This is a genomic window from Vibrio sp. D404a (assembly GCF_030248535.1).
GTDB lineage: Bacteria > Pseudomonadota > Gammaproteobacteria > Enterobacterales > Vibrionaceae > Vibrio.
In genome coordinates this window covers 52562-73445 of the sequence record NZ_JAHGAJ010000028.1, presented here as the reverse complement: position 1 = coordinate 73445, position 20884 = coordinate 52562, and the positions used below count along the sequence as shown (strand labels likewise).

The window sequence follows — 20884 nt, the reverse complement described above, 5'->3', positions numbered from 1 at the left end:
CTCACCCAAGCAGGCCGTTATAGAAGGCAACAATAAAGAGTAGATAAGTCGAGAGCTCGACCAGTTGCTGTGCTGCGCCTAAGCAGTCTCCCGTGAAACCGCCAATGCGCTTGATTAACCAGCGTTTAAGTAGCGTCCTCACGATAGAGCCACTGACGAGCAAAACAAAACTCCACTCAATCCCAAACCAAAGGCTCGGAATCAAACCAACACCAATCAAAAACAGAGTTTCAGAATGTGTCTGTTTATTGGCAAGTGGCTTACTTTTACTGGTATCTGGATCACTGACATACGGCATATCGTAGATAAGTGAAGCCGCAATGGCTCGGCTAAACGCATACGCCGCGACTAAGATCATGAACAGATCACTCGCAGTGGTTTGATTGATAAGTTCGCTTAAAAAGACCCACTTCCCTAAAAGCGCCATGATCAACGCTGATGCGCCGTAAGTACCGATGCGGCTGTCTTTCATAATGGTTAGGCGTCTTTCCACCGTCATGCCGCCACCAATGCCATCAGCCATGTCTGTTAAGCCATCTTCGTGAAACGCTCCCGTTAACAATAGGCTGAATACCATCATCAGCACTAACGCAACCTCAGCGGGCAATACCCAACTCAACAGCACATACACAGACGCGCACAACAAGCCAAGCAGAATACCCACCGTGGAGAAATAGCGCCCTGCTCTATTCATACGCTCTTCAGAATATGGCGTGTCGTGTGGTACAGGTAGTCGTGAAAAAAAGCCAAGCGCCAATAGAAACAACTGCCACTGATATTTCATACCGCTGCTGGTTTCTGGTTGAGTCATTACACGGTCACCCCTGCACTCTCAAAACTGGCCATATCGTTGTAAAATTCTGCAGCTGCTCTAACCAAAGGCAGAGCAAGAGCAGCACCGGTTCCCTCCCCAAGCCTTAAACCTAAGTCGAGCATTGGTTCAGCGTTAAGCTCTCGCAACACATATTGATGCGCATACTCTTGCGATTTATGAGCAAACAACATGTAGTCGCGACACTGTGGTTCAATTAAGGTCGCAACGTAAGCGGCAACTGAGACAATAAAGCCATCGACCAGTACCGGTGTTTGCATTCTTGCTGCCCCGATAAAGCCACCAACCATTTGTACAATTTCAAATCCGCCCACTTCAGCTAAAACATCTTCAACGCTTTTGCCTTTGCAGCGGCTGACGCCATTCGCGACAACTTGTTGTTTATGCTTTAGCTGAGCGTCATCAATGCCCGTCCCTAAGCCCACACACTCCTTGCAATCTAAGCCAGTAAGCGCACTTAACAGCGCAGAAGCACTACTGGTGTTACCAATACCCATCTCACCGAACATCACAAGGTTGCTTCCTCCGGTAATTCGTTTCTCAATCAGAGATTGCCCATAACTTAACCCTTGCTTTACCTGTTCAGCCGACATCGCCGCTTGTAGGTTGAAGTTATGAGTGCCGCTGCCTAATCGTTGAGAGACAAGTCGTTCGCTGTCGATACCTTCGATTCTCTCTATATCAATAGCTTCAAGGATTCCGGTATCGACCACGGTTAAGTGGATATCATTCAAGCGACAGAAGCAGTTGATTGCGGCTCCGCCATGGACAAAGTTCAACACCATCTGTTGAGTCACCGCACTCGGTGCAATGCTCACGCCTTCATCCGCAATGCCATGGTCGCCTGCAAAAACGAACATCGATGGTTTGTTGATTGTAATTCTTTCGACGGGGCTCTCGCTCTGCTGACTTTGAATAAGAGCCAGTTGAAAAGCGGTGGTCTCTAAAAGGCCTAATGCGCCAAGTGGCTTGGTTTTTTGATCAATTCGATTTTGGATAAACGCGGTGTGCTGGGTGTCTAACATAATGATAAATTTTTTAGTGCCGATGACTTTATTATCAATAACTTATCGTAAGCCACTGCTCTTACATGCAATATAGAAAGCAAGAACAAACGATCCGGAACATTACCGATAAAAACAGGAGATAGAAGCTGAGCCAATCACCGACTCAGCCCGAGATTATTTTGGACGCGCGACCGAAAATACGTTCGAGAGTGTTGCATACTCACCACCGCCAAGACGTGACAGCGGGTTAAGTGCCAATGCGTCGATTTTCAAACGTTCACTGCTGCTATCAATCACATCCTCTGCGATATAAACCGCCTCTACCTTGGCAAACAGTAAACTCTGAGGCACATCTCCCACCTCTTTTACCTCGAATAAGGTACAACCAAATGCCACAGAGCAAGACTTAACGCGAGGCAGGTCAAAGCCTTCAAACTCAACCAGTTCAATGTCATTCGCTTGCACTTCCGATTGCTCATGCTCTAACGTCGCAGCTGTTGCTGTCATCTCTTCAGCGGATGATTCAGAAGCAATATGAATGACTAACTTACCGGTTTCTATGGCGTTTTTCGCGGTATCTTTGATTTCGCCCGTTGGTTTTTTACCAACAGAAAGCATCAACAACGGTGGCTGGCTCGACACTGGGGTGAAGTAAGAGAATGGGGCAAGGTTATATACACCACCCTTAGATTCAGTCAGCGCCCAAGCAATAGGTCGTGGCACAACCGTTTGAGTCATCAGATGGTAGATTTCATTTGGAGAGAGAGTATCGAACTTGAGGTTCATCGCACATCCTTGGCTAAGACAAAGTTCGAATTAGTGTACTTGCTATCTCGTGATCTATCTATCGATAAGTCACCTTTCAGTCAGACTTTGCTGTCGAATTGACCAAAAAAGGCTTAAAAATCTCATTTTGAATGTCAATTTGAATAAGAGCCCACCATTCCAGATCGCATTCTAATAAAATCAACAACTTAAAAGTTGGCATCAGTTATGCTTCTATTAAAGTGCTTTAAGTCACTCACTATGAAAAGCCAAGTGTACGGCCTTCAAGGAACGAAAGTTGAGGTGCACAATTAGAAATATAAGATTTAGGAGGTCTCCATGTTCGCTAACCAAAGTAGAAGAAAACCGAATAAATCTGCAAAACAAAGCAAAAAAGTGAAGAAAATCCCACTCTCCTTCACTTAGGTAAGCGTTTGTCTCCAACGCAAGCCAGAAAGCCCGCTCCCCGCGGGCTTTTGTTTTTTCACGCCAAATCACTGTAAATATGAATAATTTGTTGAAACCCTCACGGTTTTTTCTGGATCTTATGCGTAGATTGATCCAAAACTAAATATCAGACACAAGCATTTCACTGTCCACGGCTCAATGCTTCAGGGGCTAATTGAGTATCGATCATTCTTTTGTAAGGAGTACACATGTCCATTCAAGGTGACAACTCTTCTGTCATTGTTGCAGGCGCGACAGGTTTGATTGGCGGCCATGTGTTAGATCAATTGCTCAATGAACCTGCAGTGCAGACGGTTTACGCCTTATCACGTTCATCAATCAACACAGAGCCAAAACCCGCTAAGTTGGTTCAAATCATCAACGGTGATCTCAATGTGACCAATTGGGATGACAACAACCCAAGACCAACCCTTGGTGTTATTTGCCTAGGTACAACCATCAAGCAAGCAGGTTCAAAAGCGGCATTACGCAAAATCGATGTTGAATTAGTCACTCATGTGGCTCAGACCATGAAGTTCTTGGGTGTTGAACGAGTTGCTGTGGTGTCGAGCTATGGTGCATCGACCACCTCATATTCTCATTACCTAAAGTGCAAGGGGCAGATGGAGCAAAACCTTCTTCGAATGGGTTTTAAGCAGCTTTTCATAGCTCGCCCTGGGCCTCTACTTGGCACAAGAAAACAACCAAGAACCGACGAAAAGTTTCTTCAAGCCCTCTCACCAATCTTCAAACCTTTTATGGTTGGCAGTTTAAAAAACCTACGCCCAATCGACTCAAAATCCGTAGCTAAAGCGATGCTCTATAAATTATTCGAAAATAATTTCAAAAATGTCGAAATTTACAGTTCGAGTGAAATGCTTAATTTATTGGCGAAATACCGCTAAAAAGGCTACTGATTCATCACAATGTTGAATATCTCATCAATCTATTTGATGGATATTACGAATCGATCTATCAAATTACTTTTCCTTATTTTACGTTTTGTTACAGAACGTTATTTTAGCTAACAGTACTCATGCCTATATATCTAGGCATTCAATTATTTTGAAGTAATTCATAAGGAAATTAAATGTCATTCCCTGCTATCGCTGCCTTAGCGGTATTCACTGGTATTCTCTTTTTTCTCTACGGACAGCAGAAGAAAGAACACACCCTTTCACGCTTAGTATTACTTGGTCTTGTTTTCGGTAGTGGCTTTGGCTTAGGTCTGCAACTGCTGTTTGGCGAAGGCAACCCAATCATTAAAGAGACATTAGACTGGGTGAACATTGTTGGCCGCGGTTACGTTGGGCTGCTTAAAATGGTGATCATGCCATTAGTACTAGTTTCAATGATCGCAGCGGTTGTGAAACTAGAGAAAGGCGGTTCACTGGGTAAAATCTCAGGCATCACTATCTCTGTACTGCTGGCAACCACAGCTATTTCTGCGATTATCGGTATCATGGTAACGCAGGCGTTCGGTCTGTCTGCTGAAGGCCTAACTGAGGGCGCTCGTGAAACTGCACGCCTAGCGGCACTGGAAACTCGTGCTGACCGCGTGTCTGATCTAACGATTCCTCAAATGCTGGTAAGCTTTATCCCAACTAACCCATTTGCCGATCTCACTGGCGCTCGTTCAACGTCTATCATCGCGGTTGTTATCTTTGGTGTGCTAACTGGTATTGCGGCACGTAAAGTGATGGCAGAGAAAGAAGAGCTAGAGTCTCCAATTCGCACTTTCGTAGAAGCGGCTCAATCTATCGTTATGCGTCTTGTTAAGATGATCATGGCATTAACGCCTTACGGTATCGCGGCTCTTATGGCAAAAGTGGTTGCGACTTCAAGTGCATCTGACATCCTAAGCCTACTTGGCTTCATCGTTGCATCGTACGTTGCGATTCTACTGATGTTTGTCGTACACGGTGTATTGGTATCATTTGTTGGTGTTAACCCGAAAGAGTACTTTCAGAAGATTTGGCCAGTACTGACGTTCGCATTCACGTCTCGTAGTTCTGCAGCGACAATTCCACTTAACGTAGAAGCTCAAATTACTAAGCTAAATGTGCCACCAGCGATTGCAAACCTATCTGCATCATTTGGTGCGACAATCGGCCAAAACGGCTGTGCGGGCATCTACCCTGCTATGTTAGCGGTTATGGTTGCACCAACCATGGGTATCAACCCAATGGATATCAATTTCATTCTGTCGTTAATCGCAATCATCACTGTTAGCTCATTTGGTATCGCTGGTGTCGGCGGTGGCGCGACCTTCGCTGCACTTATCGTACTGCCAGCTATGGGTCTACCTGTGACTATCGCAGCACTGCTTATCTCTATCGAGCCACTTATCGATATGGCTCGTACTGCGCTTAACGTATCTGGTGCAATGACAGCTGGTACAATTACAAGCCGTATTCTGGGTAATAAAGAAGAGCAAAAAGCTCTTCAACAAGCACAAGCTTAATCTGAACAACAGAATTACCTAAAGATAAGTGACTAACACTCACTTGGGCTAAAACAAAAAAACCGATGCGTCATTGCATCGGTTTTTATTTAGAGAGCTGGAATATTAAAGGCTGAGTTCAGAGATACTCAGTTGAGCAAGCGATTCATCCTCTTCTTCACTCAATCCACTAATACCAATCGCCCCAACAACACGACCTTGAGACAAGATAGGCACACCACCTTTAAAGCCTGTAATGTTTGGGTCATTCCAGTAACTAATATCTTTGCCTGTCACTCTCGCCCACTCACCCAAGTTACCGCTTGGCTGGCGATCACGCGCTGAGGTATAAGCTTTGCTCTTTGCGAGTAAGCCCGCTTGCACACTCACCTCATCCATTTTTGCAAATGCGATTAACTCACCGTGAGTATCACACACCGCTACGGCGACTTGTTGGTTATTGTTTGTGGCTGTTTCAATCGCAGTAGTCACGGCTTGTTGTGCTTGTAATAAAGTCAGCATAATGTTCACCTATGGCAGAGCCTGACCACGAGAGTAAACAAATAAGTTGTACCACTCTTCACGGGTCAGATTAACCTGAGTCGCCGCCACACTCGCGCGGATTCTCTCTAGGTTGGTTGTGCCAATAACAGGTTGAATATTTGCAGGGTGACGTAATAAGAACGCCAGTACGATCGCTTCACTTGTCACGCCGTATTGCTCAGCCAACTGCTGCACGTACTTCGCAGTTGCGCGGACACTTTCATCCTCTGAGCTCAGACCTTGTTCAGAGAATCGGCCTTGTGCTAAACAGCCCCAAGCTTGAAGTTGCACACCCTTAGCACGACAGTACTCTAGCGTGCCCGGAGCCCAATCCGACTCATTCAAACCTTGTGAGTTAACCAGTACAACATCGTTTAGCCAATCAAGCTTTGCAAGGCTCATTTCCATTTGGTTCACAACTAATGGCTGATCCAGAGCAGATTGTAAGAACTCGATTTGATGACCACTCATATTTGAAACGCCAAAGTGCGATACTTTACCTGCCGATTGCAGATCTTGAAGCGTGCGCGCTAGCTCATCAAGCTCCATCAGAGGATCTGGACGGTGCAGTAACAGCACATCCAGCTTCTCAGTATTCAAACGTTCTAAAATGCCTTCAACGGAGTTTTGAACCCATTGCGCAGAGAAATCATAACGTCCAACGTTACCTTCACCTTGAAAACGAATGCCACATTTCGACTGTAAAAACATTTGATCGCGCAGTTCTGGCTGGCTTTTTAGTACCTGACCAAAGGCCTGCTCGGCTTTTGAAAAAGTATAGATATCAGCATGGTCAAACAGGTTAATCCCTAACGCCATCGCCGTCTCAATAATGCTCTGTGTTTGATAAACGTCATCTTGAGATACAGGGTTGTCATTCCAACCGCCGCCTAGCCCCATACAGCCGTAAGCAATCTCACTAACATTTGATAGATGTGTTGACAAAGGAAGTACGTTTTTCATTATTCATTCTCGTATTCATAAAATCAGCCCTAATCATATTGTTCTACGAGAAAAACAGAATAGCCTGAATCCGAAATGATTGTTCGCTATAATGAACAAAAGAGTTATGAAGGACGATACATGAACGAGCACAAACGGATTGAAAGGTTAATGTTGTTTGTTGAGCTTGCTCAGCAGCTTAACTTCACCAAAGCAGCAGAACGACTCGGTATTTCAAAAAGTTACCTCTCTGAGCAGATAAAGCGTTTGGAGAGCGACTTAGAATGCCCACTGCTAGTGCGCACCACACGCAGTGTTCGGCTAACACTTCAAGGCGAGCGTGCGCTTGCTCAGGGGCTGGTTATTCGTTCTCAAGTGCTAGACCTAGAACGCAGCGTGTCGGATGAACATGAAGCGATTAAAGGTGTACTTAGAATTACTGCACCTAAGATGTTCACCGAGGTTTTTCTCTCAGATTTATGCCAACGCTTCCAAGCGTTATACCCAGAGATCTATTTCGAAATCAACAGCAGTTACACCACCTACAACCTCAATCGAGAAGACATTGATATTGCCTTTCGTGCTACCAATACCCCACCAGAAAACATGGTTGCGAAAAAGCTGCTCTCCTATCAACATGACTTAGTGGCTGCGCCTAGTTACCTCGATCAATTCGGTACGCCCAGTTCATTGGATGATCTTCAAGATCACCAATGCCTCGCAACATTACATCAACATGAATGGCCATTTAAAAGTGGCAATGTGCATGTTTCAGGATGGTTATCGAGCAATGAAAACCACCTATTAAAGCAACAGGCTGTGCGTGGCAGCGGTATTATACGTATCGCCAGTTACTACGTCGCCGACGAGGTAAAACAAGGCACTCTCACACCACTACTCACTGATGAATGTATCGCTCATGGCAACTCGATTTACCTGTTTTATCCGCAAATGGTCTACCCCGCGAGAAAACACAAAGCCTTTGTTAAATTTGTTCAGAGTTACTTTGAAGAGCTTGAGTCAAACAACTAACTCAATACCTATCAGTACATTAGGTCTATGACCCCTTATCAACACTATACAGACGACACACTTTGTTACTTTTCTCGTCAAACACAAGTGATCGTCTGCGTCCTCCTTTTCGAATAATGCTCTGATAGCCAAGGTGGCGATGTACGCATTGGAATGCGCATCGCCAAATTAAGTTATGACTTAAAAATGCCATCAAATCGAAACATGGATTTGCGTTACTGACACTACCCATTAAGACAATGAGTACCATCAGGAGGATGTATGAAATACTGCCCGTTCTGCTCGACCGAGTTAATCGAAAGACACCATGTACACGTGTGCCCACGAAATGAGATTGGCGAATGCCGCTTCGATGGCTATGAACAGTACGAACAGCGTGTGTTAGCCGAACTCTCGTCTGAAAGCCTAGAAATGGATAGCAAAGTCTATAGTCGAATTCCAGAAAGGTAGTCCTCGGTAAGAGTACCCTTCCTTACTCGAACCTTTCGCAACTCACGCCTTTCGACTCTGAAACGCTTTTTAAGCCATGACTTCACTCAACAGCGAAAGTTGTCCAACAAAATATGGCTAGTAAACAAAAACGCCCTTGCATCAACAAGGGCGTTTTTCATATTTTTACTTTGCTTATCTGAGCAACGGCGACAAACATCTCGCCGTATTTAAAGCATTACTTCGTTGAATCAGCAGCGACTTTTGGTTGATCTACTTCAGTCAGTAGACCTTTAATCAGACTCACACAACCCAATAGAAGGATCAGTGTAAATGGCAGTGCCGCAATGATAGTGATTGATTGCAGCGCCTGAATTGACTGAGTACCGCCAATCCAAAGCATAACCATCGCAATCGCACCTGAGATGATAGCCCAGATAACTTTTTGACGAACTGGCACTTCAAGCTTACCACCCGCTGTCATACCGTCGATAACGATAGAGCCAGAGTCAAGAGTCGTTACAAAGAATACAATGATCAGTGCAACAGCAATAACCGACAGAATGTTACCCATTGGGTAAGCATCCAGCATGTAGAATAGGCTTAGTGATACGTCTGCGATACCTTGATCGATACCCAGTTGACCCACTTTATCGATGACTTGTTCGATCGCCACACCACCGAAAATAGACATCCAAGCGGTTGTCACAATCGTAGGGATGATAAGAACACACAACAAGAACTCACGAACCGTACGGCCTTTAGAGATTCGCGCTACGAACATACCGAAGAACGGTGCGTATGCTACCCACCATGCCCAGTAGAATACTGTCCAACCGTGTAGCCAAGTTGTATCTTCACGACCAGAGTTTTGGCTTAGAGGGATAATATTTTTCACATAGCCCGTCACTGCAGTTGCCACAGAGTCTAGTACCGTTGTGAAGTTTAGAACCGCGATGAAACCTAGAAAAACAAACGCGATAACCATGTTCAGGTTACTTAGCAGTTTTACACCACCGTCCATACCACGAAGTACAGAGATGATCGCCAACACCATGATAAGAACAATGATCAGCTGTTGTAGGAACAAGTTGTTCTCTAGACCAAATACGTGGCTGATACCACTTGCTGCTTGCGTACCACCTAGGCCAAGCGAAGTTGCTAGACCAAACAGGGTAACAAGAACGGTCATCACATCAATCACGTCGCCCGTACGACCCCAAACTTTGTCGCCAAGTAGTGGGTAGAATACCGAACGCATAGAGAGTGGCAGACCTTTATTGTAAACAAAGTAAGCCAGACACAGTGCTGCCATGCCGTAGATAGCCCAAGCATGTAGACCCCAGTGGAATACCGTTGCGCCTAATGCCGCTTCACGACCCGCTGCAGTATAAGGTTCTGCGTTAAGTGGTGTACCAAACCAGTTGGTAAAGAAGGCCGTAGGCTCTGCTACACCCCAGAAGATAAGGCCAATACCCATACCCGCTGCAAACAGCATTGCGATCCATGATGCCATTGTGTAATCCGCAGTCGCGTTTTCGCCACCCAGACGAATCTTACCTAGCGGAGAGAAAGCTAGACCAATAGCAAAGATTAGGAAAAGGTTCGCGCCCCACATGAATAGGAAATCGAAGTTCGCGAGTACCGCACCTTTCACAGCGTCGATGGCAGCTTTAGCATCGCCAGGAGCCATAGCAAGAAGGGTTACGATGAAGAGAATTGACAGGCCTGCAGAAGCAGTAAAAACCGTGTTGTGGACATCCATGCCCCATTTATTGATGTTGTCTTGACCGACTTGATAATCTGTTGAATCTATACTGTATTTTTTTGACTTAAAACTCATAAATTAAGATGCACACATATCCGAGAATCCGAATATAAGGACCAACTCCATATCCAATTAATATTTGATCAGCGCGCCATACCATATAAGGGGTAAAAATAAGTGAATCTAATCAATCACTTATGACGTCTTACTCAATCCCGAAGGCGGTATTATAACACAAAATAAAATACTTTTTTGGTAAAGCCTGCGCACTAACTCACCAAGTGCAGCATAACTATCTGATTATAAAGAACTAAACAGTGGTAACTTTTTTCAAAAAATAGTTAGAGTACAAATTAATTTTCTTGCTCAGAGTAAGGCTATTACTCATCCCAATAAACGGTTAACGATGCCATCCTATTTGCGGTGATTACCTTGCTCGAGGCATAAAAAAATGCAGTCGACTCTTACGAGTGCAACTGCATTTTTAAATCGTTTAAGGCTTAGTGCCTAATTACCACATCAAATCATCTGGTACGACAAAGTCTTTGTACGGATCATCTTCATCAACCGCTTCTTCAGAAGCCGCTTGAGTATCAACGATAGACTCTTCGTCACGCATCGCAATCTTATTCGCAACGCTGGTCGGGATGATCACATAGCCTTCACCATCACGAGCGATACTAAGAATACCTTTACTCAGTTGCTTTTGAGTCAAATCTTCAACGTAAAGATGCTTAACCAAGGTACCGTCAGTAAAGTTGTATTTGATCTCGCCGTCTTTTTGCTCGATCTTATTCATCGCAATCAACTGTTTCACCTGAGCTTTGATCTCTTTGCTCAGCTGCTTCTCTTTCATTTGTTGATTGAGTTCTTTGTCTTTCGCTTGTTGCGCTAGACGGTTCTCTTCCGCTGCAGCTTTCGCTTCGCGAGCTTGAACACGTGACTTTTTAGAGCCTTTCTTTGCTTTTTTCAGCTTTTTCTCATTAACCAAGCCAGCTTTTAGCATCTGCTCTTGGAGTGTTAACTTTGCCATGACTTTCCCAGTTCAGGATTAAAAACGGCCCTATCATACCTGTTTTTTGTCGTTCTGTTTATATCCTCGACTCGGTTTATGACAGCAATAAGTCACTAAACTGGTTAAGTTCCTAATTCAGACGACGTCGAAACTGCGCCGGGGTTTGTTTCAGCCACATTTTGAATGCGCGGCGGAAATTAGCGGGATCGCTATACCCAAGACGTTCGCCGATATCTTCGACACTCATGTCAGTATTCAGTAGCAGCTCTTTGGCAAGCTCAATACGAACCTCAGATAACAAGGATTGATAATTGGTTCCTGCTTTCGCTAGATCACGGCGTAGTGTGCGTGACGAGCAACCAAATTCATGTGCGAGTTGCTCAATCGTAGGAAACTGACCGGGTTCGCTATAAAGCATGGCTCTCACTTGATTATCGAGAACAGATGAAGAACTAAAGGACGCCATGATGTTATGACAAGATGCCAAGTAGCGCTCTAAAGTGGCGGCATCGTGATTAGGCAAACACTCAAACAGTAGCGCACTGTCAAAGCGTAACTCACAATACTCATGATCAAACTCAACATCACAATCAAAGCGATGCCGATACTTATCACCATGCTCATTTTTAGAGTAAAGCGGCTGCGCATAAGAGAGCTTGAGTGAATGAATAGACAAGCGTGACCGTGTTAATTGGTGAAACAGAGAGACTATCGAGCTGAAAAAGTACTCACAGCAAAAGGCGAGCATCTCGCCAAGCTCAAGGGTGTTTTCAATCCGAATGATGGCCTCGCTTTTGCCATCAACAGAATCAGACTCTTGAATCAGAAGAACCGAAAAGATAGGCCCATTCAACCTTAGATACTTAAAACCACTTTTTATCGCTTCCAACACATTTTCGCTGGTTGCCAATACATATCCCAGCACACCAAAATGACTTAAGGTGGCTTGCTCTCCAAGCCAAAGACCTAACCCCTCATTGGGCAACAGGCGGTTGACCGCTTTAAATACCACCAGTTTATCCGCGTAACTTAACTGGGCATTGCCATCTTGCCAATCAAGCGCGCTCAAACCCAAAGGCTCTAGAAGCGATTGGGTATCTAACCCGCGAGATTCCAAACTGGAGAGTAGCAAAGCAATATCAAGCGTTCCTAGCAACTGATGAGCATTGCTCGGTTGGTAAGCCGCTAACACTTCGCTTTTTATTGTCACTGTGATCCACACTCCTGTTTATTCGTCTTCTAGTTCTAATGCCGATTCACTTCAAGTATCAAAGCGTGATTCAAGGCTCTTAACTGTCCTTTAGTGACCTCACGATTTGCTTTCTTGCTGATTAGAATAGCAATTATGTTAATGCAATGTAACGAGAGTCATGAACAAACCTGTACTTAATCGACAAGCTCCCCTAAGTATCATTGATGCCAACGGAAAACCGGTCTTTGGTCAGTTTGATACGATACCTCGTGAGCTCAACATTGAACGGTTCGATTATCGTACCTCTATGGATAACCCTGCCAACCCGTGGCAACGACACTTTCACTACAAGCAGTTTCAGTTTGTTAGTTTAGTCACAGCCAACTATGTGGTAGGCATAGCGATCGCTGACATTCGTTATCTTGGATCTGCCTTTTGTTATGTCTACAACATCAGCGATGACTCATTCGAAGAGCAATCATGGCTTCGACCTCTCTCTGTCGGCAAGTTAACCACCCGCTCCCCTTATCAAGGTCAGACTCACATTGCCAACCGCCAAATTCAGTTCACTATCAACAAAGGTGAATGGCAAGTGGATATTGATACCGAACAGGTTAAAGCAAAGTTGCACCTGACAAGCCGCGATGAGAGCCAACCTCTTTCAATGACAACACAGACTGGCTACTCCGGTTGGACTTACACGCAAAAGCATAACGCCCTCTCAGTTAGTGGCGATCTGACTATCAACGGTGGTGAGGTTGACCTAACTCACGCTCTAGGCGGTTACGACTTTTCCGCAGGTTACATGCGTCGGGAAACCAGTTGGCGCTGGGCCAGTATCAATACTCACCTCATAGACCAACAAGCTACGCTCTACCCTTTAGGGCTCAATTTAGCCGCTGGAGTCAATGAAACCGGGACTTGTGAAAACGCGTTGTGGGTTCAAGGTACAAAGCACCCACTGCCTGCGGTCTATTTTGAGTTTGATCGAGACAACATTAGTCAACCATGGCAGATCCATTCAGAAGACCGGCGAATCGATCTCACCTTCACACCAATCAATAACCGTAGCGAGAAGCTCAACTTCATCTTGCTGAAAAGTAATTTCCGTCAGTTCATTGGCTATTTTTCTGGCTCAATAAAGGACAATGACGGGGTCGTACACTACCTCGTTCAGGTACTTGGATTAACCGAAGATCACTTCGCTCGCTGGTAAACCAACGTAAACCTGCAAATGCGCATCACACTAACCCCGTTACGAAGACACACTGAATCTGTTATTAATAGACGCTGAGGCAACCGATGAATATAGAATCGCTAATCAACAACCCAGAATGGTTACTCGTGGTATTAGCGCCACTTTTTATCGTGTGTATGTTGACTGAATATTTTGTTGGACAAAAGCAAGGGCACTTACCAGAAAATGCTCGTTATACCCTTTCAGAAGTCGCGTGTAATTTCACACTGGCTGGAATGCATCAACTCTCCGATTTGGTTACAGGGTTACTAGTAACGCACCTGTATCTGTGGCTCTTTGGTTGGCGACTCATGGACATTGAGATGGGGTTAATGGCATTTGTTGCTTTGATGGTGCTTCAAGACTTCTGTTATTACTGGTTTCATCGAGCGAGCCACAGAACGCGTTGGATGTGGGCTTCACATGTTGCCCACCATAGCTCCGAACGGATGAACTTTAGCACCGCATTTCGCCAAAGCCTAATGTACCCAATATCGGGCATGTGGGTGTTCTGGCTGCCGCTGGTGATCATCGGATTTGAACCGAAATGGGTCGTATTTGTTGTTTTGCTCAACCTAGGTTTGCAGTTCTTTGTTCACACACAATGGATACGCACGCTTGGACCTTTAGAGTGGATATTCAATACCCCTTCACACCACCGTGTTCATCATGGTAGCAACCCCCAATACATAGACAAAAACTACGCTGGGGTGCTGATCATTTGGGACAAACTGTTTGGTACTTTTGAACCAGAAGTGGAAACCGTTCGCTACGGTACCACCAAGCCCGTCAACAGCGACAATCCAATTACCGTCACCTTTCAAGAGTGGAAACTGATTTTCCATGATCTCCAAAATAGCCATTATAGCTGGCAGCAGAAACTCAAAATGATGTTCTCGCCACCATCTGATTAACCCGAATCACAGCCCGACCACACTGGGATTAGGGTGTTTAGCGTATTCAAGCCGTGGCATTTTGCTCAATTGAATAGTAATGCACCAATTTCATGAAATTTATTTCCAATGCGGCTTGCACGCCCACCGCCTCCTGTCAGATACTGAGGAAAAGTCACCTTCAGTCACGGTAGACCCTATCTACTGTCAGGATATTCAATGAGCTCAGATAATCAGCCGACCTACTTCTTCTTCGACTACGAAACTTGGGGTACGAGCCCAGCTAAAGATAGACCAAGCCAATTTGCAGGTGTTCGCACCGACCAAGATTTCAATATCATTGGTGAGCCGCTGGTCATCTATTGCCAACCACCTGCTGATTACCTTCCTGCACCTGAAGCTGCATTGATCACTCGAATCACACCACAGAAAGCGATGTCGCAAGGTTTACCGGAACCTGAATTCATTGCCAAGATTCACGCGGAGCTTGCTAAGCCGAACACCACAAGTTTGGGTTACAACAGTATTCGATTCGATGACGAAGTAACACGCTACACCTGTTACCGTAACTTCATCGACCCATATGCGTGGAGCTGGCAAAACGGCAACTCGCGTTGGGACCTATTAGACGTGATGCGCGCGGTTCATGCTCTGCGCCCTGATGGCATTGTATGGCCAGAAAACGAAGAAGGTTTCCCAAGCTTTAAGCTAGAACACCTGTCTGTGGCTAACGGTATTGAACACGAAAACGCGCACGATGCGATGGCCGACGTGATTGCGACCATTGAGCTGGCGAAAAAGATCAAAGCTGCTCAACCGAAAATGTTCGACTACCTATACAACATGCGCCACAAACGTAAGCTGAACGAGCTTGTCGACATTGTAAACATGACCCCACTGATGCACGTTTCTGGCATGCTGGGTAAAGAGTGCAACTACACTAGCTGGATTGTACCTATGGCTTGGCACCCGACTAACCAAAACGCGGTTATCGTTGTCGACCTAGCAAAAGATCCAACGCCACTGCTTGAATTGGACACAGACGCGTTGCGTGAAAGACTTTACACCAAACACAGTGAGCTCGGCCCTGATGAGCTACCAGTACCAATCAAGTTAGTGCAACTCAACAAGTGCCCAATTCTTGCGCCAGCCAAAACGCTGACTGCAGAAAACGCAGAGACGATTGGTATTGACCGTCAACAATGCTTAGCCAACTTAGCACTGCTGCGTGAGCATCCAGAAATCCGTAAAAAGCTCATTGGCCTGTATTCGGTTGAGCGTGAGTATGAGAAAGACAACGACGTCGATACTCAGCTTTATGATGGCTTCTTCTCGCCTTCTGACAAAGCTGCAATGGACATCATTCGCCAAACTGAACCTAACAACTTAGCCGCCCTTGATATCAGTTTTGCCGACGAGCGTATTGAACCTTTGCTATTTAGATACAAAGCGCGCCACTTCCCTTGGACGCTTGACGAGTCAGAACAGCAAAAATGGGCGAACCATTGTCGAGAGTTTTACGAAAGTCGACTTGAAGACTACATGCTCAACCTTGAGAATCTAGCTCATGAGCATGAAAACGATGAGAAGAAGATGGCAATACTCAAAGCCGTTTATCAATACGTAGAGAAGTTAGCCAGCTAACCCATCGACTTCACTCAATAACTTAACCTAACAGCAGAGACCCCTTTTGAAAGAGAGACTGATCCAACTCGTGTACCTGATGATCTCGTTTACCTTGATCATCGGCTCACTGACAGCAGGTAATGCCATTCAGAGCCTTCTTGATACTTCGATTCCCGGAAGTATTTTTGGCATGCTGCTGCTTTTCTTTGCGATGGTGATCGGAATCATCCCACCTCACTGGGTACAACCCGGTGCGAGCTTGATCATCCGTTTCATGATCCTTCTGTTTGTACCCATCAGTGTTGGGCTCATGGAGCATTTCGACATGTTAGTTGCCAACGCCCTGCCTATTTTAGCCAGCGCAATTGGCGGCACGCTTATCGTTCTGGTGTCGCTCTCTTGGTTCTTAGACCGAATTATTATGAAGGGTAAATAACATGTGGATTCTGTTGACCATTGTTGTATTTCTATTTGCCCGTTGGATTAGCCAAAAGGTGAATTCGCCTCTGTGTAACCCTCTGTTGATCAGTCTCGCCATTATTATTCCGATACTGACTTACTGGCGTGTGCCGTTTGAAGAGTACTACGCAGACAACACTTGGATTACCTACATGCTGCAGCCGGCCGTTGTTGCCTTAGCGTACCCTCTCTATGAGCAACTGCCACAGATCCGCGCAAACTGGCGTATCATCACTCTCGCCTGCGCGGTTGGTAGTATTATGTCGATGCTAAGCGCTGCTTTTATTGCCGCGGCTTTCCATTCCGATTTAAGTCTAATCGCGAGCTTGCTGGGTAAATCAGTCACTACACCAATCGCAATGGAAGTATCGAGCCATTTAGGTGGTGAAGCGGCTATCGCGGCGATACTGGTTCTCCTCGTTGGTCTGTTCGGTGCGATATTCGCTTACCCTATTTACAACCTGATAGGGATTAAGAGCCCGATAGCTCGCGGACTGACGATGGGTACGGTATCTCATGCCCTTGGCACAGCAACCAGCGCCGAGAAAGATCCTCGAGATGCAGCATTTAGCTCACTAGCATTGGTTTTATGCGGGGTTATCACCTCAATACTCGCACCATCGGTATTCTCTTTGGTGCTGTGGCTGTACTCTTGATCTGCTATTGCAAGCTAATGCTCAACAAGGTCGTATTCATGAACCACAAGATCGAAATAGTGAGCCACCACTGGCAATGTTAATTGTCACCACTGTTTTTCAAACGAAATCAGAGCGCTTTTCCAACAAATCTTTGGGAAATGCGCTCTTTTTTTCCACTAAACTATTTACTAATGCAATGTGATGCACCCGACAATTTGTGACATCAATTACACTTTGCAGGCTGCAAACGATTTCATTTGTGACCTCACTCTAATTGTGCAACACAATGTAACAACCAACACTCAATGGTGACATTGATCACAGAAAATTCCTGAGTATTGCATAAACTTAAAGCCTAAGGTCAATTAAGGATTCAACATGAACAGTCGTATTACCCTGGCGCTGGAAAGTGCTCCAGCTTCATTGAAAGCACTTCTAAGTGACATCGTATTAGCAGACAACTTTGACGCCACTATTTCTAAAGAGCAGTTTCAAAGCTTGCTGGATGCAAGCGGTCTTTCTGATAAAGAAGTTCGCCTAGCTTTACTGCCAATTGCAGCGGCATTTTCGTATGCCCCGCTTTCTGATTTCTACGTAGGTGCAGTGGTGCGCGGCCTTTCTGGTCACATTTACTTCGGCGCCAACATGGAAATTGCAGGCGCACAGCTTGGACAAACCGTTCACGCTGAACAAGCTGCAATCAGCCACGCTTGGATGAAGGGCGAAAAAGGACTTTCTGATATCACCATCAACTACAGCCCTTGTGGCCACTGCCGTCAGTTTATGAACGAACTGACCACAGCAAAAGAGCTTAAGATTCAACTGCCGGAGCGTGAAGAGAAATCTCTGCAAGACTACCTTCCAGACTCATTCGGCCCTTCTGATTTAGGCATTACTGAAGGCCTAATGACTGAGCTTGACCACAAATACACAACGGAAGAGACAAACCCTATCGTTGTTAAAGCACTAGAGTCGATGAACCGCAGCCATGCGCCGTACACCAAGAACCTAAGTGGTGTTTCTCTGCAGCTTGCTAATGGTGAGATCTTCACGGGTGCTTACGCCGAGAACGCAGCGTTCAACCCAAGTCTACCGCCACTACAAGTTGCAATGATTCAGGTAATGCTAGCCGGCTTTGAATTCGATCAAATCGAAAGTGCCGCACTCGTAGAAAACGCAGAAGGTAACATCAGCCACCTAGCTGACACGCAATCAACGCTAGAAGCGATTAATCCAGATATTCCGGTTACTTACTTAGCAATCTAATCGCATCTGATTAACATGCAATTCACATAAGCAGCCCTCTTTCAACGGGCTGCTTTTTTTATGCTTAAAATTCACTAAAATCATCACGCAAACGTTTGCTTTTAAGGTTGGAATAAGTATGATCACCCCGTTCTCAATTACTCGTTCAAAAGATCGGAAGGAATAACTATGTTTGGTACCGCCACTCGTGACAATGCTACTCGTGTACTTCTATTAGGCTCTGGTGAGCTAGGCAAAGAAGTTGCTATTGAGTGTCAACGTTTAGGTCTAGAAGTGATCGCATGTGATCGCTACCCAGATGCCCCTGCCATGCAAGTCGCTCATCGTAGCCATGTTTTAGACATGCTAGATGGTGATGCACTAGAAGCAATTATCGAGCTAGAAAAGCCGGATTACGTAGTACCTGAAATTGAAGCCATTGCCACCAGCAAACTGGTTGAACTAGAAGCGAAAGGCTTAAATGTCGTTCCAACCGCAAACGCAACTAAGCTAACAATGAACCGCGAAGGCATTCGTCGTCTTGCTGCTGAAGAGCTAAAGCTGATGACATCACCATACCGCTTTGCCGATACTTATGAAGATTTCGCTGCAGCGGTTGAGTTCGTCGGCACGCCGTGTGTGGTTAAGCCTGTAATGAGTTCTTCAGGCAAAGGTCAGAGTGTCATTAAAACGGAAGAAGACATTCAAAAGGCGTGGGACTATGCACAAGAAGGCGGTCGTACTGGCGCTGGACGTGTGATTGTTGAAGGCTTTATTGACTTCGATTACGAGATCACCCTACTTACCGTTCGTGCGGTTGACGGTGTTCACTTCTGTGCACCAATTGGCCATCGCCAAGAAGACGGTGACTACCGTGAATCATGGCAGCCACAAGTGATGTCAGACAACGCACTTAAAGCAGCGCAATACACAGCTGGCAAGGTAGTTGACGCACTGGGTGGTTACGGCATCTTCGGTGTTGAGTTATTCGTAAAAGGCGACCACGTTATCTTTAACGAAGTTTCACCGCGTCCACACGATACAGGCCTTGTAACCCTGCTATCTCAAGACTCGTCTGAATTCGCACTGCACGTTCGCGCCTTCACAGGAATGCCAATCAAGAGCATCACTCAGTACGGCCCATGTGCTTCAGCTGTTGTACTTGGTCAAGGCACATCAACCAACATTCGCTTTGAAGGACTACAAGACGCTCTGAACGCACCTCAAACACAGGTTCGACTGTTTGGTAAGCCTGACATCAATGGCCGTCGTCGCCTAGGTGTTGCTCTCACTCGTCGTAACAGCATTGAGTCTGCAATCGAAGACGCTGTCGAGAGCGCTTCAAAGATCAAGGTGATCTACTAATCAATAGACCTATTCTATTCGGTAGCTCAGTTTTCTGAGCACAAATAGAAAGACGTTTACTGAGCACAAATAAAAAGACGGGCTGATGTGCCCGTCTTTTCATTTCAAATCCACAACGATTTGCTATCAGCGACGTGTTTTAACCCTGACACTCGATCAGGTAAACCTCTTCACTAAAACGAGATAGACCTTTCTTGGCGATCTTAGGATGATCTTCATCTGCAATGTCTTGGTTTAGTAGCGTGATCTTATAGCCTGTGAACAGCGCCTCGACTTCCTCTCTTGGTACGCTAAATGGAGGACCGCTCATCTCTTCCTGAATATAATCCAGAGTGACTAATAGAATCTTACCGCCCGGCTTCAACAGCTGCTTCAAACGCTCGACGTACTGAACGCGCATCTCTTTTGGCAGCGCCACCAACGAAGCGCGATCGTAGATGGTATCTACTGCTTGAATTGGCGCAGTGAAGTAATCGCCCGTATAGATACTCAGTTCATCAAATTGGTATAGCTCATGTTGACCATTAATCTGCGTCACCATCGGCGTATAAAAATGTTCAGAAAAGAACGCACGGACTGCGATTTGGCTCAGCTCAACGCCCTGCACTTCCTCATGCTTAGACGCCAACCACACCAGATCTTCACTCTTGCCACAAAGCGGGACAAACACGCTCTTTTCATAGCTAGGCTCAGTGTGCTGCCAAAACTTCACGAGCAGTGGGTTCACATCTTCTAAGTGGAAACCGATTTGGTTTGCGGCCCATTTATTGTGCCAAAATTCAGGATTATTCATCTTTCGTTCATGTTGTTCAGTCAATAATGCAAGGGTACAGGATAGACAGGTAAGAGCAACCTTGGCATAGGTCAAAGTTCTTGAAAATGTGGAACTAACGCTTCTTTAATTTGTCTATATGTTCACATACTAAAACAAGAGAAAACGTTAAGGTTGGCTTCTGTTCAAACGGCCCCATATAGTATGTAGAGACACCACAGTTTGAACAACAAT

General features: G+C 45.5%; 20 protein-coding genes. 11 read left to right on the top strand and 9 right to left on the bottom strand.

The genetic code is table 11. From position 1 onward, the window contains the following. Position 1 precedes the first annotated feature (1 nt). The 3 genes from KI655_RS17410 to KI655_RS17400 all read right to left on the bottom strand — a co-directional run bounded on the left by KI655_RS17410 (position 2) and on the right by KI655_RS17400 (position 2625). Positions 2–811: an adenosylcobinamide-GDP ribazoletransferase gene (locus KI655_RS17410; RefSeq protein WP_285407498.1), complete on the bottom strand. Its 810-nt coding sequence runs from the start codon at positions 809–811 to the stop codon at positions 2–4. Then, complete coding sequence (gene cobT / locus KI655_RS17405) at positions 811–1857, bottom strand: nicotinate-nucleotide--dimethylbenzimidazole phosphoribosyltransferase (RefSeq protein WP_285407497.1); 1047 nt, start codon at positions 1855–1857, stop codon at positions 811–813. The genes KI655_RS17410 and cobT overlap by 1 nt, the downstream gene beginning before the upstream one ends. A 156-nt stretch (positions 1858–2013) precedes the next feature. Then, complete coding sequence (locus tag KI655_RS17400) at positions 2014–2625, bottom strand: flavin reductase family protein (protein ID WP_285407495.1); 612 nt, start codon at positions 2623–2625, stop codon at positions 2014–2016. A gap of 635 nt (positions 2626–3260) precedes the next feature. Here KI655_RS17400 and KI655_RS17395 point away from each other — a divergent pair. Further along, entirely contained in the window at positions 3261–3956 is a 696-nt protein-coding gene (locus KI655_RS17395; protein ID WP_285407494.1) for an NAD(P)H-binding protein, read from the top strand. 185 nt (positions 3957–4141) lie between these two features. After that, positions 4142–5515 carry an L-cystine transporter gene (locus KI655_RS17390; protein WP_285407493.1) on the top strand — a complete coding sequence of 458 codons (1374 nt, stop codon included), beginning with the start codon at positions 4142–4144 and terminating at the stop codon, positions 5513–5515. A 105-nt stretch (positions 5516–5620) separates the two neighbouring features. Here the strand turns inward: KI655_RS17390 and KI655_RS17385 are convergent, their stop codons facing one another. Together KI655_RS17385 and KI655_RS17380 are read right to left on the bottom strand one after the other, a co-directional pair. Continuing rightward, entirely contained in the window at positions 5621–6016 is a 396-nt protein-coding gene (locus KI655_RS17385; RefSeq protein ID WP_285407491.1) for a heme-binding protein, read from the bottom strand. A gap of 9 nt (positions 6017–6025) precedes the next feature. Beyond that, positions 6026–7000, bottom strand: coding sequence for an aldo/keto reductase family oxidoreductase (locus KI655_RS17380; RefSeq protein ID WP_285407490.1), 975 nt, complete (start codon positions 6998–7000; stop codon positions 6026–6028). A 120-nt stretch (positions 7001–7120) separates the two neighbouring features. On the opposite strand from KI655_RS17380, the gene KI655_RS17375 reads away from it, so the two are divergent. Further along, a complete protein-coding gene (locus KI655_RS17375) occupies positions 7121–8011 on the top strand; it encodes a LysR family transcriptional regulator (RefSeq protein ID WP_285407489.1) in 891 nt (296 codons plus the stop codon). A 261-nt stretch (positions 8012–8272) separates the two neighbouring features. Next, the gene (locus tag KI655_RS17370; RefSeq protein ID WP_285407487.1) at positions 8273–8461 is read left to right on the top strand and encodes a hypothetical protein; all 189 of its coding nucleotides are present in this window, start codon (positions 8273–8275) and stop codon (positions 8459–8461) included. A 217-nt stretch (positions 8462–8678) separates the two neighbouring features. On the opposite strand, the gene KI655_RS17365 is transcribed toward KI655_RS17370, so the two are convergent. From KI655_RS17365 to KI655_RS17355, 3 genes are all read right to left on the bottom strand, one after another. Then, positions 8679–10283, bottom strand: a complete 1605-nt coding sequence (locus KI655_RS17365; protein ID WP_285407486.1) for a BCCT family transporter — start codon at positions 10281–10283, stop codon at positions 8679–8681. Between the two features lie 436 nt (positions 10284–10719). Continuing rightward, entirely contained in the window at positions 10720–11241 is a 522-nt protein-coding gene (locus KI655_RS17360) for a DUF2058 domain-containing protein (RefSeq protein WP_285407485.1), read from the bottom strand. A 112-nt stretch (positions 11242–11353) separates the two neighbouring features. After that, entirely contained in the window at positions 11354–12433 is a 1080-nt protein-coding gene (locus tag KI655_RS17355; protein WP_285407483.1) for an AraC family transcriptional regulator, read from the bottom strand. A gap of 160 nt (positions 12434–12593) precedes the next feature. Between KI655_RS17355 and KI655_RS17350 the strand changes: the two genes are divergently transcribed. From KI655_RS17350 to purT, 7 genes are all read left to right on the top strand, one after another. Next, positions 12594–13631, top strand: coding sequence for a DUF2804 domain-containing protein (locus tag KI655_RS17350; protein WP_285407482.1), 1038 nt, complete (start codon positions 12594–12596; stop codon positions 13629–13631). Positions 13632–13717: 86 nt separating this feature from the next. After that, positions 13718–14566, top strand: coding sequence for a sterol desaturase family protein (locus tag KI655_RS17345; protein WP_285407481.1), 849 nt, complete (start codon positions 13718–13720; stop codon positions 14564–14566). Positions 14567–14764: 198 nt separating this feature from the next. Continuing rightward, entirely contained in the window at positions 14765–16189 is a 1425-nt protein-coding gene (gene sbcB, locus KI655_RS17340) for an exodeoxyribonuclease I (protein ID WP_285407480.1), read from the top strand. A gap of 46 nt (positions 16190–16235) precedes the next feature. Further along, positions 16236–16607, top strand: coding sequence for a CidA/LrgA family protein (locus tag KI655_RS17335; RefSeq protein WP_285407478.1), 372 nt, complete (start codon positions 16236–16238; stop codon positions 16605–16607). Between the two features lies 1 nt (position 16608). Then, complete coding sequence (locus KI655_RS17330) at positions 16609–17286, top strand: CidB/LrgB family autolysis modulator (RefSeq protein WP_285407477.1); 678 nt, start codon at positions 16609–16611, stop codon at positions 17284–17286. Between the two features lie 360 nt (positions 17287–17646). Further along, a complete protein-coding gene (cdd, locus tag KI655_RS17325; RefSeq protein ID WP_285407476.1) occupies positions 17647–18534 on the top strand; it encodes a cytidine deaminase in 888 nt (295 codons plus the stop codon). Between the two features lie 168 nt (positions 18535–18702). Next, positions 18703–19878 (top strand): formate-dependent phosphoribosylglycinamide formyltransferase, encoded by a 1176-nt coding sequence (gene purT / locus KI655_RS17320; protein WP_285407475.1) that lies wholly within the window; start codon positions 18703–18705, stop codon positions 19876–19878. Between the two features lie 139 nt (positions 19879–20017). On the opposite strand, the gene KI655_RS17315 is transcribed toward purT, so the two are convergent. Continuing rightward, a complete protein-coding gene (locus KI655_RS17315) occupies positions 20018–20671 on the bottom strand; it encodes a thiopurine S-methyltransferase (RefSeq protein WP_285407474.1) in 654 nt (217 codons plus the stop codon). Between the last annotated feature and the right edge of the window lie 213 nt (positions 20672–20884).

Excerpts from the sequence above, each read along its gene's own strand:
- KI655_RS17375 (WP_285407489.1), top strand. The coding sequence starts at position 7,121 with ATGAACGAGCACAAACGGATTGAAAGGTTAATGTTGTTTGTTGAGCTT.
- KI655_RS17385 (WP_285407491.1), bottom strand. The coding sequence starts at position 6,016 with ATGCTGACTTTATTACAAGCACAACAAGCCGTGACTACTGCGATTGAA.
- KI655_RS17400 (WP_285407495.1), bottom strand. The coding sequence starts at position 2,625 with ATGAACCTCAAGTTCGATACTCTCTCTCCAAATGAAATCTACCATCTG.
- KI655_RS17330 (WP_285407477.1), top strand. The coding sequence starts at position 16,609 with ATGTGGATTCTGTTGACCATTGTTGTATTTCTATTTGCCCGTTGGATT.
- KI655_RS17315 (WP_285407474.1), bottom strand. The coding sequence starts at position 20,671 with ATGAATAATCCTGAATTTTGGCACAATAAATGGGCCGCAAACCAAATC.
- cobT (WP_285407497.1), bottom strand. The coding sequence starts at position 1,857 with ATGTTAGACACCCAGCACACCGCGTTTATCCAAAATCGAATTGATCAA.
- sbcB (WP_285407480.1), top strand. The coding sequence starts at position 14,765 with ATGAGCTCAGATAATCAGCCGACCTACTTCTTCTTCGACTACGAAACT.
- KI655_RS17395 (WP_285407494.1), top strand. The coding sequence starts at position 3,261 with ATGTCCATTCAAGGTGACAACTCTTCTGTCATTGTTGCAGGCGCGACA.
- cdd (WP_285407476.1), top strand. The coding sequence starts at position 17,647 with ATGAACAGTCGTATTACCCTGGCGCTGGAAAGTGCTCCAGCTTCATTG.
- KI655_RS17390 (WP_285407493.1), top strand. The coding sequence starts at position 4,142 with ATGTCATTCCCTGCTATCGCTGCCTTAGCGGTATTCACTGGTATTCTC.
- KI655_RS17350 (WP_285407482.1), top strand. The coding sequence starts at position 12,594 with ATGAACAAACCTGTACTTAATCGACAAGCTCCCCTAAGTATCATTGAT.
- KI655_RS17370 (WP_285407487.1), top strand. The coding sequence starts at position 8,273 with ATGAAATACTGCCCGTTCTGCTCGACCGAGTTAATCGAAAGACACCAT.
- KI655_RS17380 (WP_285407490.1), bottom strand. The coding sequence starts at position 7,000 with ATGAAAAACGTACTTCCTTTGTCAACACATCTATCAAATGTTAGTGAG.
- KI655_RS17365 (WP_285407486.1), bottom strand. The coding sequence starts at position 10,283 with ATGAGTTTTAAGTCAAAAAAATACAGTATAGATTCAACAGATTATCAA.
- KI655_RS17345 (WP_285407481.1), top strand. The coding sequence starts at position 13,718 with ATGAATATAGAATCGCTAATCAACAACCCAGAATGGTTACTCGTGGTA.
- KI655_RS17360 (WP_285407485.1), bottom strand. The coding sequence starts at position 11,241 with ATGGCAAAGTTAACACTCCAAGAGCAGATGCTAAAAGCTGGCTTGGTT.
- KI655_RS17410 (WP_285407498.1), bottom strand. The coding sequence starts at position 811 with ATGACTCAACCAGAAACCAGCAGCGGTATGAAATATCAGTGGCAGTTG.
- purT (WP_285407475.1), top strand. The coding sequence starts at position 18,703 with ATGTTTGGTACCGCCACTCGTGACAATGCTACTCGTGTACTTCTATTA.